The following is a 15213-nucleotide window of genomic DNA, read 5'->3' as shown; positions in this document are numbered from 1 at the left end:
GTCGCCCAAAAATATCACCGAACGACCGGCCACGAGGCCGGTTCGCGGTGGTCGGCGGTCAGCCGATGACCTGGCCGAGTCCGCGACCGACGAACAGCACGCCGAAGGCGACGAGCACGACGATGCCGATGACGTGGTTGTGAGCGAGAAGCCATCTGGTCGCAGACCGGAGCCATCCGCGGCCACGCTCGCCGGCAGCGACGAACACGAGCACGGGGACGATGAAGTCGATCATGCTCGCCGCCAACAGCAGCGCGATACCGACGACCTGCGCCCCGAGGCCCACGTCAGCCGTGACCACGATGCCCAGCCCGGAGGCGAGAATGGCGACGTTGGGGTTCACGATTGCCAGCAGCAGGCCGGCGACGAGCACCAGGCGGACGGATGGATCACGCAGTTGCGAGACCCAGCCGGGCTCCGCAGTGGTCGCCCGGTGCGTGGCACGCGCCGCGGGACGGCCCGCCGGCCTCCGGAGCCACGACATGGCCGCAACTGTCAGGAAGATGCCGCCGGCGACGACGCTCATCCAGCCGCGAGTCGTCGACGGGTCGCCACTGGCGGCGTCAGCCGCCCGCCCCGCGACCAGCGCGATGATCGACAGCACCCCGTAGACAGCGAGGAACGGCACCGCCAGCGCGACGACGTTGCGGAACGGGTACGATGACCCGAGCAGGAGCAGGCAGGCGACGATCGCTGCCGGGGTGACCGCCAGCCCGACCATCTCCGGCAGCAGTTGCCCGACGAGTTCCCACATTCTGCCAACCTCGCGATCCGCACGGTCGCCGTCCTCACCCCTTCCGGGGGAAACGGGTTCAATCGCCCGCGCGTACGACGCAGCGGAACCCGACGTGCGACGTCGTGTCCCGTACCCCGTGCCCTTGGCGGGCGGCGGGGCGGTAGCGGCGGCAGTACTGCGGCGAGCACAGGTGCGACCCGCCCTTCGTCACCATCCGATCGGTCTCCTTGACCTGGTCGGCGCCGGTGCCGGGACGTTGACTGCCGCCACAGCAGGAGGGCGCAGCGACCTCGACCGGCCGAGGGGTCGCACCCGAGCCGGTCCGTCCTGGGGCGAGGAGGTCCCGATGGTCGGGCGTCCAGGGAGTGCGGGTCCACTCCCACACGTTGCCGACCATGTCGTACAGGCCGTGCCCGTTCGGCGGGTAGGAGGCGACCGGGCTGGTGCGGTCGTGACCGCGCGGATCCTCGCTGCGCCACGGCCACTGGCCCTGCCAGGTGTTCGCCATCGGGCGCCCGCCCGGAGCGAGCTCGTCGCCCCACGCGTAGTCGGCGCCGACGAGGCCGCCACGGGCCGCGTGCTCCCACTCGGCCTCGGTCGGGAGGTCCTTGCCGGCCCAGCGGGTGTACGCCACGGCGTCCTCCCAACCGACATGCACGACCGGGTGGTCCGGGATGTCCTTCCAGTTCGCGACATGGCGGCCGGGACGGCGCCCCGCCTCGGTCTCGGGACCGTCGGGGTGGCGCCACTGGGCACCGGGCTGCCAGCGCCACCACCGGGTCCAGTCGTGCAGCGGGACCGGACCGGGCGTCTGGGTGAACACCTGCGAACCGGGCACCAGCAGCGCCGGGTCGGCGCCGGGGAAGTCGGCCGGGTCGAGGTCGCGCTCGGCGACGGTGACGTACCCGGTGTCGGCGACGAAGGCCGCGAACTGGGTGTTCGTCACCGGGTGCGGATCCCACCACACGTCGCCGACAGTGACCTCGACGACCGGATGCTCCTCAGGGTAGAAGCGGTCGCTGCCCACCAGGTCCAGGCCGCCGGGAACGAGCACCTGCTCGGTCCTCGCGGTCGGTGGGGTGTCGACCTGGTGGCAGCTCATCTCTCTGCATCCTCCGGGTAGAAGTCTGAGGAGACGGGTCGCCACGCTCGGCTCCGTCTCCATCGCGATGCGATGAGCGTAGGAACGGCGGAGCTCCCGACGCACCACCCGAGACGGGTGAGGCAACGGGTCTCGGCCTCAGTCCAGCAGCGCGGCGAGATGGCCGGCGACGGTCGAGGGATCCAGCCCGAGCGCACCCTGGCCGACCGTCATCTCGGTCATCATCCGGCCCGGCTCCTCGGCCGCCGCCCAGGGTCTGCTGAACGCGAGCGACTGCTCCTCCATCTCGGCGAGGAGTCGGGTGTTGACCTGGTCCGGGTCGCCCGCTGCGTACAGCAGGAAGGTGTTGGTGTGCGGCACCGGCGGCTGGACGGTGATGTACGCCGGGAGCGCGGCCGCCAGGGCCCTCCCCCAGGTCACGCACTGGCCGATGTGCGGCAGCCGGTCCCGCAGGCCGACCAGCGCGGCGACCGCCTCGGCGGTGGACCGGTAGAGGGTGCCACCCATCCGGTGCCGCCACAGCCGAGCCTGCGCGATGAAGTCCTCATCGCCCAGCAGCGCCGCGCCGGCGAGCCCGCCGAGGCCCTTGTAGAAGCTGGTGTAGACGGTGTCCGCGAGGCCGGCGATGTCCGCCAGCGGCTTGCCGAACCACTGCTGCGACTCCCAGATCCGGGCGCCGTCGATATGGAACGCGATCCCGCGCTCACGGCACGCCTCAGCCAGCTCCGCGAGCTCGTCGAAGGTCGGCAGCAGACAGCCCGCGTCGCGCAACGGAAGCTCGACCAGACACGCAGCGAGCGGCCCCGGGATCGCGTCCAGATGAGACTTCGTCGGAGTCGTACGCCCTGCGGTGAGGTGCTCGACCAGCAGGTCCTGGAGGATCCTCGGCCCGTCGTCCTCGTGGACGAGCAGGTGCGAGAGGTCGGGCATCGCGACCCGCCGGTTGCCCGCGTTGTCGGCGTGGATCCGCAGCGCCACCTGCTGCGCCATCACCCCCGAGGGGAAGTACGCCGCCGGCTTCGCGAGCAGCTCGCCGACCTCGGCCTCCAGCCGCGCCACCGGTCCCCGCTCGGCGTACACGTCCCACTCCTCGATCCCCAGCTCCCGGCACGCCTCCGCGAGCCCGTCGAACACCTCCGCCGGGCTCGCGTGCGCCGGGAACACGCTCTCGCGGCAGGCGATCATCGCTTCCCGTAGCCGCTGTTCCAGAGGCTGCTCAGTCGCCGTCCCCACCGCCATCGACCGCCTCTCCGCCACCTTCGGGGCCGCGCGGGATCACATCCTCGACCTGATAGGCGATCGTCTCCTCCAGCGGCACCGACGGCGGGAGCGTGCTGAAGTCTTCCGGGGGCTGCTTCGTCATCCTCCGAGTATCGCCCCAACTCAGCGCTCCGTGTGCCGAAAATCGAGGCAGTCGCCCCATGGGTAGATCGACCCACTACCCACCGCAGGCGAATGCGCCGTACGACCGACGCGGAGCGGCGAGGTGCGGACCTAGCGTCGTCGGTATGGACACCACACACATCGAGACGATCATCATCGGCGCCGGGCAGGCGGGCCTGGCGACCGGTTACCACCTGCGGCGCCGCGGTCGCCCGTTCGTGATCATCGACGCGAACGCTCGGGTCGGCGACAACTGGCGGCGCCAGTGGGACTCGCTCCGGCTCTACTCCCCTGCCAAGTACGACTCCCTGCCGGGCATGGCGTTCCCGGCGAAGCGGTGGTCGTTCCCCGGGAAGGACGACGTCGCCGACTACCTGGAGACGTACGCCCGCACCTTCGAGCTGCCTGTTCAGCTCGAGACCCGAGTCAGTGCGCTCGAGCGGGACGGTGACAGCTTCCGGGTGATGACCGACCGCGGCACCTGGACCTGCGACAACGTCGTGGTCGCGACCGGCTCCTTCGGCCGTACGCCGAACGTCCCGGCCATCTCCGCGCAGCTCGACCCGTCGATCCTGCAACTCCACTCCAGCGAGTACCGCCGCCCCGGGCAGCTGCGCGATGGTCCGGTGCTCGTCGTCGGCGCCAGCCACTCCGGCTGCGACATCGCCTTCGAGGTCGCCGAGTCGCGGCCGACGATCCTGGCCGGCCGAGACTGCGGCGAGATCCCGCCGCGCCTGGACTCGCCGGTGATGCACGTGATCTTCCCCGTGCTGCTGTTCATGTGGCGGCATGTCATCACCCGGCGTACGCCGATCGGCCGCAAGGAGATGCCCGAGGTCCGGCGTCACGGCGGGCCGATGCTGCGGGTCAAGGGCTCGGACCTGGCCGACCGCGGCGTCGAGCGGGCCACCTCGAGGGTAGAGGAGGTCCGCGACGGGCTGCCCGTGATCGACAGCGCCCCGCGCGAGGTCACCAACGTCGTGTGGGCCACCGGCTTCCGGCAGGCCTTCGACTGGATCCACCTCCCGGTGCTCGACGAGGACGGCTGGCCGCGGGAGATGCGCGGCGTGGTGGCGGAGGCCGACGGTCTGTTCTTCTGCGGCCTCAGCTTCCAGTACGCCTTCAGCTCGATGCTCCTGGCAGGCGCCGGACGCGACGCGGCGCTGGTCGCCGACCGGGTCACGGCCCGGATGCGGCAGGCCGCACGCCACTCGCTGGCGGCGTGATCCGAGTACGCTCTCCAGTGGAGGTGCCTGCCGTGGCCGACGTCCTGCTGGAGAGCGCCCGCGCCGACTTCGTCCGCGGCGACTGGGGCGCGGCGTACGCAGCCTGGTCGGGCGCCGACCCGGAGATGCTCTCGGCCGAGGAGCTCGAGGACTTCGCCGTCGCCGCCGAGCTGACCGGACACCACGACGTCACGGTCACCGCCCTGCACCGGGCCTTCCGCAAGAGTCAGGATGCTGGCGACCTCGCCCGCTCGGTCCGCTGCGCGTTCCGGATCACGATGACCGCCCACGTCCACGGGGAGAGTGCCCTGGCCCGCGGCTGGACCTCGCGGGCGGAGAGCCTTGTCGCCGACGTCGACGACGGTGTCGAGCTCGGGTGGGTCGACTTCCTGCGGATGTTCCGGGCGCTGAGCGCCGGCGACTTCGCGACGGCCGGCGGCTTCGCCGACAAGGTCACGGATCGCGGCCGGCGCTACGGCCAACCCGACCTCACCGCGCTGGGACTCTGCTCCCAGGGCCGAATGGCGCTCTACTCCGGCCGCATCGCCGAGGGCCTCGCCCTGCTCGACGAGTCGATGATCCGGGTGATCGCGGGCGAGGCCTCCCCGGTCGTGGCCGGACACGTCTACTGCACCGCGATCGAGGGTTGCCAGGAGATCAGCGACTTCGGCCGGGTGGCGGAGTGGACCGCAGCTCTCGAACGCTGGTGTGCCGCCCAGCCCGGGCTGTTGACGTTCACCGGCCAGTGCGCGGTCCACCGCGGCCAGCTGCTGCGACTGCACGGCGAGTGGCAGCAGGCCTTGGAGGAGTTCGAGCACGCGACCCGCCGCTACCAGGAGGTGAACGCGCCGGATGCGGCCGGGCTGGCGGCGTACGAGGCCGGCGAGGTGCTTCGGCTGCGCGGTGACTATGCCGAGGCCGACGCCGCCTACGAGCGTGCGGCCGACAGAGGATTCGACCCGCAACCCGGCCTCGCGCTGCTCTGGTCGGCCCGCGGCCAGGGCGCGGCGGCGCTCGCCGCCGTGCAGCGGCTGTTGGTGGAGACGGATGGTGCCGTGCAGCGATGCCGGCTCCTGCCCGCCGCGGTCGAGGTGCTGCTCGATGCCGGCCAGGGTGACCAGGCCCGACAGGTCGCGGCCGAGCTGGACGGGCTGGCCGGACACTTCGGCTGCGTCTGGCTAGAGGCCGCGGCCGCACACGCGCACGGCGCGGTCGAGCTGGCCACGCGAGACCCCGCCGGCGCTCTCCCCTACCTACGCAAGGCTCAGCAGCTGTGGGCGCGGGCCGAGGCGACGTACGAGCGGAGCCAGGCGCGGCTGCTGACCGGGCGCGCACTGGCCGGAGTCGGCGACACCGAGTCGTCCCGGCGCGAGCTCGAGGCGGCGCGTACGGTCTTCCGCCAGATCGGCGCCCGCCCCGCCGCCGACGACGCCGAGCGCCTGCTCGCCCCCGCATCCCTGCCCGCCGGCCTCACCGCCCGCGAGGCCGAGGTGCTCCGTCTGGTCGCCTCCGGCCGCAGCAACGCCCAGATCGCCGCCGACCTGGTCCTCAGCGAGAAGACCGTCGCCCGTCACCTCTCCAACATCTTCACCAAGCTCGACGTACGTTCTCGCACCGCCGCCACGGCCTTCGCCTTCGAGCACGGCGTGGTCTGACCACCCGTGCGGATGGAACTCACCCGAAGCGTACGAGGGCGCCACGCCCTGGCTCACCGAGGCTGACGGTGCTCAGGGAGAGGGAGGGAGTGGCCGCCGCGATGGACCAGGCACTGACGCGTGCGTCGACCCAGCTCAACCTTGTCGCCGCCGTCGCCTTCGTTCTCGGTGGCTCGTTGTTCGCACTCGGGGCGGCTTTCGCCCAGCTCGGTGTGGTCGGCCTGCCCACCGTCAACGTCACCTACCTGGTCGGGGGCTGCTTCTTCTCGCTCGGTGGCTACGTCTCGATCCTGCTGGCCAACAACACCGACACCGACGAGGCCACGTCCTGGTGGCGCTTCCGGCCGCACTCGCGCAGCTGGCTCAGCGCTTTCGTGCTGTTCGCGGGGACGCTCTTCTTCGCGGTCAGCCTGGTGGCCGCCTTCGCCGAAGGCCTGACGCCGCGTCAGTCCGACGGCTGGATCTGGTTCCCCGACATGACCGGCTGTGTCTGCTTCCTGGTCGCCGGTCGTCTGGCGATGCTCGACGTGGGCGCGGGACGCGTCCGGGTGATGGCCCATCTGGTCGGCTGGTGGGTGGTCGCGGTCAACCAGCTCGGGTCGGTCCTCTTCTTCCTCGCCGGCATCGCCGCCTTCACCCGCCCGGCGACCTCGGACGAGATCAACACCGGGCTCGTCAACTGGGGGACGTTCGCCGGTGCGGTGTGTTTCGCGGTCGGCGGCGTCATCCAGGCACTCGACACACCCACTACGACAAGAACGGCGGTTCAGCCATGACACGACTCAGCGACGCAGAAGCCGAAGGGCTCTACGGCAACCGGTTCCTGACCGAAGCGGCCCCATCGACCACCTTCCCCGAGACCGGGATGCGCCCGGTCGACGCGATGCGCCTGCTCGGCGAGGACCTGGCGATGGAAGGTGACCCGCAGCGCAACCTTGCGACGTTCGTGACGACGTGGATGGAGCCTGAGGCGCAGCGGATCATCGCGGAGAACCTGCACCGCAACTTCATCGACCACGCGGAGTACCCGATCTCCGCGGAGATCGAGCAGCGCTGCGTACGGATGCTCGCCGACCTCTACCACGCCCCCGGCGAGACGACGGGCTGTCGAACTCAGGGCTCGTCCGAGGCGATCATGCTCGGCGCCCTGTCCCTGAAGTGGAAGTGGAAGCAGCGTCGGAAGGCCGCGAACGCCTCGGTGGACCGGCCCAACCTCGTGTTCGGCGGCGACGTCCACGTCGTGTGGGAGAAGTTCTGCCGGTACTTCGACGTCGAGCCGCGGATCGTCCCGCTCGAGGAGAAGAAGTTCACCATCGGCCCCGATGACGTGGCGCCGCACCTCGACGAGAACACCATCGGCGTGGTCGCCGTCCTGGGCACGACGTTCACCGGGCACATGGACGACGTCGTCGGGATCAACCAGCTGCTGCTCGACGTCAAGAAGGAGAGGGACCTCGACATCCCGCTGCACGTCGACGCGGCCAGCGGAGGCTTCGTGTGGCCGTTCCTCTACCCCGACTCGCCCTGGGACTTCCGCCTCGAGCAGGTCCGCTCGATCAACGTCTCCGGACACAAGTACGGGCTGGTCTACCCCGGGATCGGCTGGCTGGTGTTCCGCGAGAAGACCGACCTCGCCGAGGACCTGGTGTTCTACGAGAACTACCTCGGCAAGACCGACGCGACGTTCACCCTGAACTTCTCGACGGGTGCGTCGATGGTGCTGGCCCAGTACTACAACTTCGTCCGACTGGGTCGCGACGGCTACACGTACGTGATGAAGCAGATGCAGCAGAACGCCAGGGCCCTGGCGAAGAACCTCCGCGACAGCGGCCGCTTCGAGGTGATCGGCGACGGCCTCGAGCAGCTCCCGCTCGTCGCGTTCCGGCTCAGCGGCGACCGCACGACTTACGACGAGTCCGACATCGCCTGGCAGCTCTCGGCTGAGCGCGGCTGGATGGTCCCGGCGTACACGCTGCCGCCCAACGCGGAGAACGTGAAGATCATGCGCGCGCTGGTCAAGGAGACGATGAGTCGCGAGCAGGTCGAGCGGCTCACCCGCGACCTGGCCGACGCCTGCGCGACCCTCGATGAGAAGGGCGGCGCCCATCCGTCCGAGCGAGAGCAGGTCAAGCGAGGAACCGGGTACTGACTCGCCCCGACGAGGGCCGGCCCGAGGTCACGGATCCTGAAAAAGATCAACGTTGTCTTTACCCAGGCTGCCGCTCATAGTTGACGCCGGAAACGAGAGGCGGGGTACGTGGGCGAGCAGGTCAGCAGGGTCGGTCAGGTCGAAGAGGAGCAGCGGTCGGTCGACGCGATGTACGTGCTTCTTCACGCCGAGGTGAGCGCGAGACAGGCAGCGCAGGAGCGGGCGATCGCGGCGCCTGTCGATGGGGCGAGCGAGCGGTATGCCCGGGACCTGGAGGTCGAGCGGCTCACCGAGAGCATTCGACAGCTGCAGGCGGCGGAGCACTCGCTGTGCTTCGGGCGTATCGACCGCTCCGACCAAGGCGAGGCTCTGCACATCGGGCGGATCGGGTTGCGCACGGAGGACGGGAGCCCGCTGCTGATCGACTGGCGGGCCGAGGCCGCGCGACCGTTCTACGCGGCCACGATGGCCGCGCCGATGGGCGTACGCAGGCGACGGCACCTACGCCTCGACGGCCGTGAGGTCGTCGACGTCAACGACGAGATTCTCGACGGTACGTCGCCGACAGCCGTGGACCTCGTCGGGGACAGTCCACTCGTTGCCGCGCTGAGCACGGCGCGGACCGGGCGGATGCACGAGGCCGCGGCGACCCTTCAGGCCGAGCAGGACGAGATCGTACGGTCTCCCCATCGCGGGGTCATGGTGGTCGACGGCGGTCCCGGCACTGGGAAGACGATCGTCGCCCTGCACCGCGCGGCCTATGTGCTGTACGCCTTCCCGTCGATCGCCGACCAAGGTGTGCTCGTCTTCGGACCGAACCGGCGGTTCCTCACCTACATCTCCGAGGTGCTGCCTTCGCTCGGCGAGAACGACGTGCGGCTGGCGACCATGCCCGATCTGGTGGGCGTGGAGGCGACGCGGACCGAGCCGGATCACATCGCGCGGGCCAAGGGGCGCGCGGCGCTCGCCGACGCCCTCGCTCGGTTGGTGCGGCGGCACCAGCCCCACGGCGTACCTCTGGAGCTGAAGACCACCCATGACACGGTGACGCTCGAGCCGGCCGTGGTCGACACCGCTCGGCGCCAGGCGCTGCAGGAGGACATCGGGCACAACCGCGCTCGCGAGTTCTTCACCGAGTACGTCGTCGACAATCTGGTCAACGAGCTGGAGCGCAGCACCGCGAAGGAGATCTCCGACTTCGAGGAGGAGCTGGAGGCGCACCTGGGCATCGATCTCGACCGCTTCACGGGGAACGATTCCTCCACGGACGATCTGGACATCGACTGGGACAGCATCCGCGACGAACTCCTTGGCGACCCGTCCATCGACCGAGCGATCACCCGAGTCTGGCCCCGGCTCGTCGCCGACGATCTCGTCCGCGAACTCCTGAACGACCTCGGCGTCGGCCGCGCCGATGGGTGGACCGACGCAGACCTCGCCCTCTTGGACGAAGCCCGCGCACTCGTCGACGGAGCCCCGGAGACCAGCTACGGCCACATCGTGGTGGACGAGGCCCAGCAGCTCTCGGAGATGCAGTGGCGTGCGTTGATGCGCCGCTGCCCGAATCGGTCGATGACCGTCGTCGGAGACCTCGCCCAGGCAGGCCCCTCGACCACCCTCCGGGCGTGGGACGAGGCCCTGAAGCCGTTCGTCGACGACCGGTTCGCTCACCACAGACTCACGGTGAACTACCGCACGACGACCGAGATCCTGCTCGCGACCGAACCGCTGCTGGCCGAGATCGCCCCGGATCAGCAGCTCTCCAGATCCATCCGGCACGGCGAAGAGCCACGCGTCCTCGACGTGACCACCGAGGGCCTCCCGTCCACCCTGAGCACGCTCATCGCGGACGTCGCCCACGAGCACCCGGGTGAGCTGATCGGAGTCATCGCCACCACCGAGCGCTCGCTGGCTCTGGAGGCCGAAGTCCGCCGGGCCGGCGCCACGATCGTCGCCGCACCCGAGGCCCGCGGCCTGGAGTTCGACACCGTGATCATCGTCGACCCCGCAGGCATCCGAGCCGCTGGCGACGCCGGCCCGCGCGATCTGTACGTCGCCCAGACCCGAGCGACGAAGCGCCTCTTCAGCCTGGAGCTACGATCACGACCGTGAGGCCCACGGCCCGCCCTGCCGGGCAATGACCCCGTCCTCACCCTGGCCAAAGGAGCCCGATGTCCGCCAGTCACGTACCTGCCGGGTCCTCCGACGGGGACTACATCCGCACTCCGAGCGGCGTCCTCGTCCCCGCAGAGATCGACGCCTTCCACCGGCATCTCCACCACGTGGCTCCCTCCGGTCTGGTCGACCAGACCGGTCAGACCTCCGGGATGCGGAGGCTCGAGGCGGTCAGCGGCAAGACCGTCGGCGCGAAGAACCTGTGGATGGGCCAGACCCATGTCCCCGCCTCGACCGCCTCTGCCAACCATCACCACGGCGCCTCCGAGACCGCGATCTACGTCGTCTCCGGCAACCCGGTCTTCGTCTTCCTCGACACCGAGGGAGACGAGCCCGTCGAGACCCGCGTGGAGACCGGTCCCGGCGACTACGTCTTCGTGCCCCCGTGGGTCCCCCACCGGGAGGAGAACCCGGACCCCGACACCGAGGCCGTCGTCGTGATCGCCCGCACCACCCAGGAGGCGATCGTCGTGAATCTCGACGGGCTCGACTGGTCCGAGGTCCGCCTCAGCGACGAGAACGGCTCCTGAGCCTGCGGGCGTCGTCAGCGCTGCGGGGAGTCCGATTGGGCGCGGTTGAGGAAGTCCGAGAGTGGTCCCGGCATCTCAGCGCTCCGGTCGCCCCAGTCATAGACAACACAGGTCTTGGCGATCAAGTCGTGGAAAGAACGATGTTCACGCTGCACCACGATCAGGAGCAGGCCGATCCCGAAGAAGACCACGCTGAGGGGAAACACCAGCGTCCTGACGAACATGGTGCGCACGCCTGGTGCAGTGCCGTCGGCGCGTACGACGCGCAGTCCGGCCAGTCCCTTCCCGATCGTCCGGCCGGTGATCGCGAGGGTGATGAAGACGTACGCGAAGGCCCAGGTCGCGAATGCAGCGATCCCGAGCAGGGTCGAGCGGTCGCCGGTGAGCGAGATAGACGTGAACATATCGAGCAGGTAGCCGAACCCGGCAACGCCCAGCGTGTAGAGGCCGGCGATGAGAAGGCCGTCGATGGCAGCGGCAGCTGCCCTGCTGATCGCTCCCGCATAGTGTCCGGACACCGAGCGGCGCACCCGGCGGGTCATCGTGCTGTCGTTCCTGGGTCGGGCACCCCTCGTCGGGCCGCAACCAGGCTGGGCGGCCCTTCACGTCGCTCGTCCTCGCTCCGTCGCATCAGCCGGTCCACGATCCGGTCGACGATGACGTCGAGCCCCACCAACTGGCGCCGGGCGACGTCGAGGGCGGATCCAGCCATCGAGTACGTGCTCTCCGCGACGATGTCGGGGATGCCGGAACGGCGTACGAGCGCCTCGAGGTCGACATTCCTCAGCAGGGCGTCCAGGTCTACGTCGGCGAGAAGCGTGTTGAGGTCGACCCGCGCGAGCAACGCATCGATGTCGACCGTCTCGAGGAGCCGGTTCATGTCGACCCGCGCCAGGACCGCGTCGAGGTCCACCCGGCTGAGCAGCGCGTTGAGATCGACGTGTTCCAGGACGATGTCGGGGTCGACGGTGACGACGACCCTTTCCGTCACCGCGCCGGCGACCCGGCCCAGGAGCCTCTTGCCGTTCTGCCGGACCTCGGTCATGACGTCGCCGGCTCGGACACGCGGATCGTCACGGCGATCAGCCGGTCGACGACTCGGGGGCGACGACCGCGCCGGAGACGTCCTCGAGTACGAGGGTTTCGTCGCCTCTTCGTGCGCGCAAGATTCCCATCGAAGGTTCCGCCTCCTCCAGTCGTGGATCGCTGGAAGCGTAGAGCCGTCTGACCTGTCTCTCATCACCCAGGTCGGGTGATTCAGCGGTCTCGATGTGGCCGGTCGCTGACGCGTGCGTTCGCCGCTTCGACGCCTCCCAGAGTCGGTATCGGGTTCAAGGAACAGAACCGCCTCTGACCGGCGTTCGCGCAAGTCAAAGGACCTCCTTCCGCTACTGCGTCAGTCCGGTGCACGGGCAGGCGAAGGTGAGAACTCCTGCAGTTCCTCGTGGCCACCTTTGACGATGAGGCAGGAGGACTCCGGCACCTCCCGCCACGCCCCCCCGCAAGTCCCCCAACGGTTCGGACACTACGAGGCGTGCGTCATCGGAAAGCTGATGCAGTACTGGGTTGTCGGGGTATTGGAGACGGAGTGTGGCGACGTCGGTGTTGTGGAACAGCGATCGCGACCTACCCTCGCTGGAGTATCGGAATGCCCACGTGGTTTCCCCGTCGGTGGTCGCCACCGACATCTGGATCGGGTATTCGACTCCGTGGCGTCGCCCCGTCTCCTCGATGATGCCAACTGCCTGAGCCACCGCTTCCGGCGGGTTCTCTTGGAGTCCGAAGGTCAGGGCGAGGAAGAAGAACAGCTCCGAGTCCGTCGATCCCTCGATGTCGGGGAACAGCCCGGGCTCGACGGCCAGGGTCAGGTCGCGCTTCAGCAACGGGAAGTCGGCGATGGCCCCGTTGTGCATCCACAGCCAGCGGCCGTGGCGGAAGGGATGGCAGTTGGTCTGCTGGACCGCCGTGCCGGTCGTCGCTCGGATGTGCGCGAAGACCCGCCCGGCGGCAGCGTGGGCCGAGAGCTCTCGGAGGTTGCGGTCGTTCCAGGCGGGCTCGATGCTGTGGTAGGTCCCTGGGGTGTCCTGCGCGCCGTACCAGCCGACACCGAAGCCGTCACCGTTGACCGTCTCCACGCCCAGCCGTGAGTGCTTGCTCTGCACCACGAGCGAGTTCTCCGGCTTGAACAGAAGGTCCTCCAGGAGCACCGGCGAACCTGAGTATGCGAGCCAACGACACATGTCAATCTCCCTTCTCCGCCCCCGACACACATCGGAGCGCGACTGCTCCAGTTCAACAGCGAAGGCGGCCCAGCGGATCACCCGTAGCGGATAACAGCGGACCCGAACCGGTCAGTAGCGTGGTGCGGTCGGACAGACAAGGCCCTGACGGGTCAGGGTCCGGGACACGGTCCGGGACACGGTCGCGGGTGAGCCGACGACGTCGTGATGGTGACGCAGGTGCCAACAGACGTCGCCCACGCCAACCAACGTGGTGAACCTCGGGGACAGACGCAAAAAAGCCCCTGACCTGCATGAGCAGGTCAGGGGCGATCTGTCGGGCTGACAGGATTTGAACCTGGGTAATGGGCATCGAGCGACTTTGCGGATTACCAGCCAAAATGCACCCTGACCTGGCTGTTCTCTCGGAATCAGGTTTTGACAGAGACCGACAGATCACGTCAGAGGCAGACACATCTGGGCGCAATCTCGGCGCAATCGAAGTTAGGCTCAATGGGTACTCAGAAGACGGCCCCGGAAGGTGCTACAACACCACCCCACCACCCCGGGGCATAGGCGACACGACTGAGAAGGAGTCGTCCCACCATGCCCCGAAGCCTACCGGGCGTAGTTAACGCTACTCTTCCGCCGCGAGTCGGTCATGGCTGAACGAAGGTTCGGCAGCATCCGACGCCTCCCGCGACGAGGCGACGAACCCGGGCGGCCAACTGGCCGCTGGCAGATCACCTACGCCTGCCCGACCTGCGCAAAGAAGCACCCGGGCGAACTGACCTTCGACCACCCAGCGCGGCTCGTGAAGACGGAGGCTTACCCCGCCGGCGTGCCCGGCCGGGCGCTGAAAAAGCTCGACGCCATCCAGGGCGACATCGAAGCCGCACGCATCGCAGGAGTGCGCTACTCCTGCTTCCGCGTGAAGCGGGCGGCTGAACGTGCCGAAGAGTTCGCCGCCGTCGGCGCAGCAGCTGCCGAGATGGGCTTCGGCGAATACGCCCGCACCTGGCTCGCCAACCGAGCCGTTACGAAGCCTCTCAAGCCAAGGACGGTCGCTGAGAACCTGAGGCTCCTTGAGAAGGAGATCTTCCCCTTCTTCGGGCGGAGCACTCTCGCCAAGATCACGGTGGATGAGGTCGATGTCTGGTGGGCACGGCTCCGAAAGAAGCACCCGGACAGGCACAAACGCAACCGCGATGCCTATGGCCTACTCAAACAGGTCATGGACGCCGTCGTACGCGACCGCCGCCAACCACTCATCGTGGCCAACCCCTGCCAGATCCACCCAGACGACATTCCGAAACGAAAGGCCAAGAAGATGCAGATCGCAACTCTCGAAGAGATCGACGCGCTCGCGGCCGAGATGCCCGAGCGCCTCACTGCTCTGATCCACATGGCCGCTTGGTCCGGCCTTCGCTTCGGCGAGCTCGTAGAACTCCGCCGCCGCGACATCGACCTCACCAGCGACTACCCACTCCTCCGCGTCGAGCGCGCCTACGGACGAGTCAACGGCGTCAACATCGTCGACGAGCCCAAATCCGAGGCAGGGAAGCGTACGGTGCGCCTTCCCGACTTCCTCAAGCCGCTGCTCCAGAACCAGCTCGCTACATTCGCCCAGCCCGGTCCGGACGGCCTCATCTTCACCGCCGCGAGGCCAGCGCCGGGCAAGTGTGACTGCGACTACCCACGGTGCATCGGCGGCCATCTCCTGCACGCGACCTTCCACCGTTCATACTTCCGACCCGCCCGCAAGGCGGTCGGGTGCCCCACTCTCCGCGTCCACGACCTCCGCCACACCGGCGCAACCCTCGCTGCCCAGCACGGCGCCACCCTCGCGGAGCTCATGCGCCGCATCGGCCATACCACGCCGCAGGCTGCGATGATTTATCAGCACGCGACCGACGAGCGCGACGAGGAGCTCGCCAGGCGCATGTCAAGGTCAGCCAAGAAGGCGAAGGCTGAGCGCGACGAAAGTAGGAGCGCCACCGAGTCGCCAGACGAAACTGCTGCTTGATCTGCCGGATCA

At 68.9% G+C, this 15213-nt stretch carries 14 protein-coding genes; 7 read left to right on the top strand and 7 right to left on the bottom strand.

Annotation, left to right across the window (positions count from 1 at the left end; all coding sequences use genetic code 11):
* Positions 1–58: 58 nt before the first annotated feature.
* The 4 genes from ABTW65_RS02470 to ABTW65_RS02455 all read right to left on the bottom strand — a co-directional run bounded on the left by ABTW65_RS02470 (position 59) and on the right by ABTW65_RS02455 (position 3201).
* The gene (locus ABTW65_RS02470; protein WP_350658215.1) at positions 59–754 is read right to left on the bottom strand and encodes a GAP family protein; all 696 of its coding nucleotides are present in this window, start codon (positions 752–754) and stop codon (positions 59–61) included.
* A 58-nt stretch (positions 755–812) separates the two neighbouring features.
* Positions 813–1838 carry a formylglycine-generating enzyme family protein gene (locus ABTW65_RS02465; protein WP_350658213.1) on the bottom strand — a complete coding sequence of 342 codons (1026 nt, stop codon included), beginning with the start codon at positions 1836–1838 and terminating at the stop codon, positions 813–815.
* Positions 1839–1976: 138 nt separating this feature from the next.
* Positions 1977–3071 (bottom strand): threonine aldolase family protein, encoded by a 1095-nt coding sequence (locus tag ABTW65_RS02460; protein ID WP_350658212.1) that lies wholly within the window; start codon positions 3069–3071, stop codon positions 1977–1979.
* Entirely contained in the window at positions 3055–3201 is a 147-nt protein-coding gene (locus ABTW65_RS02455) for a hypothetical protein (RefSeq protein WP_350658211.1), read from the bottom strand. Before ABTW65_RS02455 ends, ABTW65_RS02460 begins: the two co-directional genes overlap by 17 nt.
* A 145-nt stretch (positions 3202–3346) precedes the next feature.
* On the opposite strand from ABTW65_RS02455, the gene ABTW65_RS02450 reads away from it, so the two are divergent.
* From ABTW65_RS02450 to ABTW65_RS02425, 6 genes are all read left to right on the top strand, one after another.
* Positions 3347–4447 carry a flavin-containing monooxygenase gene (locus ABTW65_RS02450; protein WP_350658210.1) on the top strand — a complete coding sequence of 367 codons (1101 nt, stop codon included), beginning with the start codon at positions 3347–3349 and terminating at the stop codon, positions 4445–4447.
* 32 nt (positions 4448–4479) lie between these two features.
* Positions 4480–6102, top strand: coding sequence for a LuxR C-terminal-related transcriptional regulator (locus ABTW65_RS02445; RefSeq protein ID WP_350658209.1), 1623 nt, complete (start codon positions 4480–4482; stop codon positions 6100–6102).
* Positions 6103–6203: 101 nt separating this feature from the next.
* Entirely contained in the window at positions 6204–6878 is a 675-nt protein-coding gene (locus ABTW65_RS02440; RefSeq protein WP_350658208.1) for a hypothetical protein, read from the top strand.
* Positions 6875–8251 (top strand): glutamate decarboxylase, encoded by a 1377-nt coding sequence (gene gad, locus ABTW65_RS02435; protein WP_350658206.1) that lies wholly within the window; start codon positions 6875–6877, stop codon positions 8249–8251. Before ABTW65_RS02440 ends, gad begins: the two co-directional genes overlap by 4 nt.
* A gap of 108 nt (positions 8252–8359) precedes the next feature.
* Entirely contained in the window at positions 8360–10363 is a 2004-nt protein-coding gene (locus ABTW65_RS02430; protein WP_350658204.1) for a HelD family protein, read from the top strand.
* A 59-nt stretch (positions 10364–10422) separates the two neighbouring features.
* Positions 10423–10956 (top strand): cupin domain-containing protein, encoded by a 534-nt coding sequence (locus ABTW65_RS02425; protein ID WP_350658203.1) that lies wholly within the window; start codon positions 10423–10425, stop codon positions 10954–10956.
* Between the two features lie 14 nt (positions 10957–10970).
* On the opposite strand, the gene ABTW65_RS02420 is transcribed toward ABTW65_RS02425, so the two are convergent.
* The 3 genes from ABTW65_RS02420 to ABTW65_RS02410 all read right to left on the bottom strand — a co-directional run bounded on the left by ABTW65_RS02420 (position 10971) and on the right by ABTW65_RS02410 (position 13196).
* Complete coding sequence (locus ABTW65_RS02420; protein ID WP_350658201.1) at positions 10971–11498, bottom strand: RDD family protein; 528 nt, start codon at positions 11496–11498, stop codon at positions 10971–10973.
* A complete protein-coding gene (locus ABTW65_RS02415; protein ID WP_350658200.1) occupies positions 11495–12001 on the bottom strand; it encodes a hypothetical protein in 507 nt (168 codons plus the stop codon). The genes ABTW65_RS02420 and ABTW65_RS02415 overlap by 4 nt, the downstream gene beginning before the upstream one ends.
* Before the next feature lie 343 nt (positions 12002–12344).
* Positions 12345–13196 carry a class II glutamine amidotransferase gene (locus ABTW65_RS02410; protein ID WP_350658199.1) on the bottom strand — a complete coding sequence of 284 codons (852 nt, stop codon included), beginning with the start codon at positions 13194–13196 and terminating at the stop codon, positions 12345–12347.
* Between the two features lie 640 nt (positions 13197–13836).
* Between ABTW65_RS02410 and ABTW65_RS02405 the strand changes: the two genes are divergently transcribed.
* Positions 13837–15201 carry a tyrosine-type recombinase/integrase gene (locus ABTW65_RS02405; RefSeq protein ID WP_350658197.1) on the top strand — a complete coding sequence of 455 codons (1365 nt, stop codon included), beginning with the start codon at positions 13837–13839 and terminating at the stop codon, positions 15199–15201.
* The last annotated feature ends 12 nt before the right edge of the window (positions 15202–15213 follow it).

Origin of the sequence: Nocardioides sp. NPDC127503, assembly GCF_040302165.1 — a bacterium.
GTDB lineage: Bacteria > Actinomycetota > Actinomycetes > Propionibacteriales > Nocardioidaceae > Nocardioides.
Note: the sequence above shows the minus strand (reverse complement) of the source record. Positions and strands in the feature narration are given on the sequence as shown.

Coding starts and splice junctions, on each gene's coding strand:
- ABTW65_RS02455 (WP_350658211.1), bottom strand. CDS start 3,201: ATGACGAAGCAGCCCCCGGAAGACTTCAGCACGCTCCCGCCGTCGGTG.
- ABTW65_RS02405 (WP_350658197.1), top strand. CDS start 13,837: ATGGCTGAACGAAGGTTCGGCAGCATCCGACGCCTCCCGCGACGAGGC.
- ABTW65_RS02470 (WP_350658215.1), bottom strand. CDS start 754: ATGTGGGAACTCGTCGGGCAACTGCTGCCGGAGATGGTCGGGCTGGCG.
- ABTW65_RS02440 (WP_350658208.1), top strand. CDS start 6,204: ATGGACCAGGCACTGACGCGTGCGTCGACCCAGCTCAACCTTGTCGCC.
- ABTW65_RS02410 (WP_350658199.1), bottom strand. CDS start 13,196: ATGTGTCGTTGGCTCGCATACTCAGGTTCGCCGGTGCTCCTGGAGGAC.
- ABTW65_RS02465 (WP_350658213.1), bottom strand. CDS start 1,838: ATGAGCTGCCACCAGGTCGACACCCCACCGACCGCGAGGACCGAGCAG.
- ABTW65_RS02420 (WP_350658201.1), bottom strand. CDS start 11,498: ATGACCCGCCGGGTGCGCCGCTCGGTGTCCGGACACTATGCGGGAGCG.
- ABTW65_RS02425 (WP_350658203.1), top strand. CDS start 10,423: ATGTCCGCCAGTCACGTACCTGCCGGGTCCTCCGACGGGGACTACATC.
- gad (WP_350658206.1), top strand. CDS start 6,875: ATGACACGACTCAGCGACGCAGAAGCCGAAGGGCTCTACGGCAACCGG.
- ABTW65_RS02450 (WP_350658210.1), top strand. CDS start 3,347: ATGGACACCACACACATCGAGACGATCATCATCGGCGCCGGGCAGGCG.
- ABTW65_RS02415 (WP_350658200.1), bottom strand. CDS start 12,001: ATGACCGAGGTCCGGCAGAACGGCAAGAGGCTCCTGGGCCGGGTCGCC.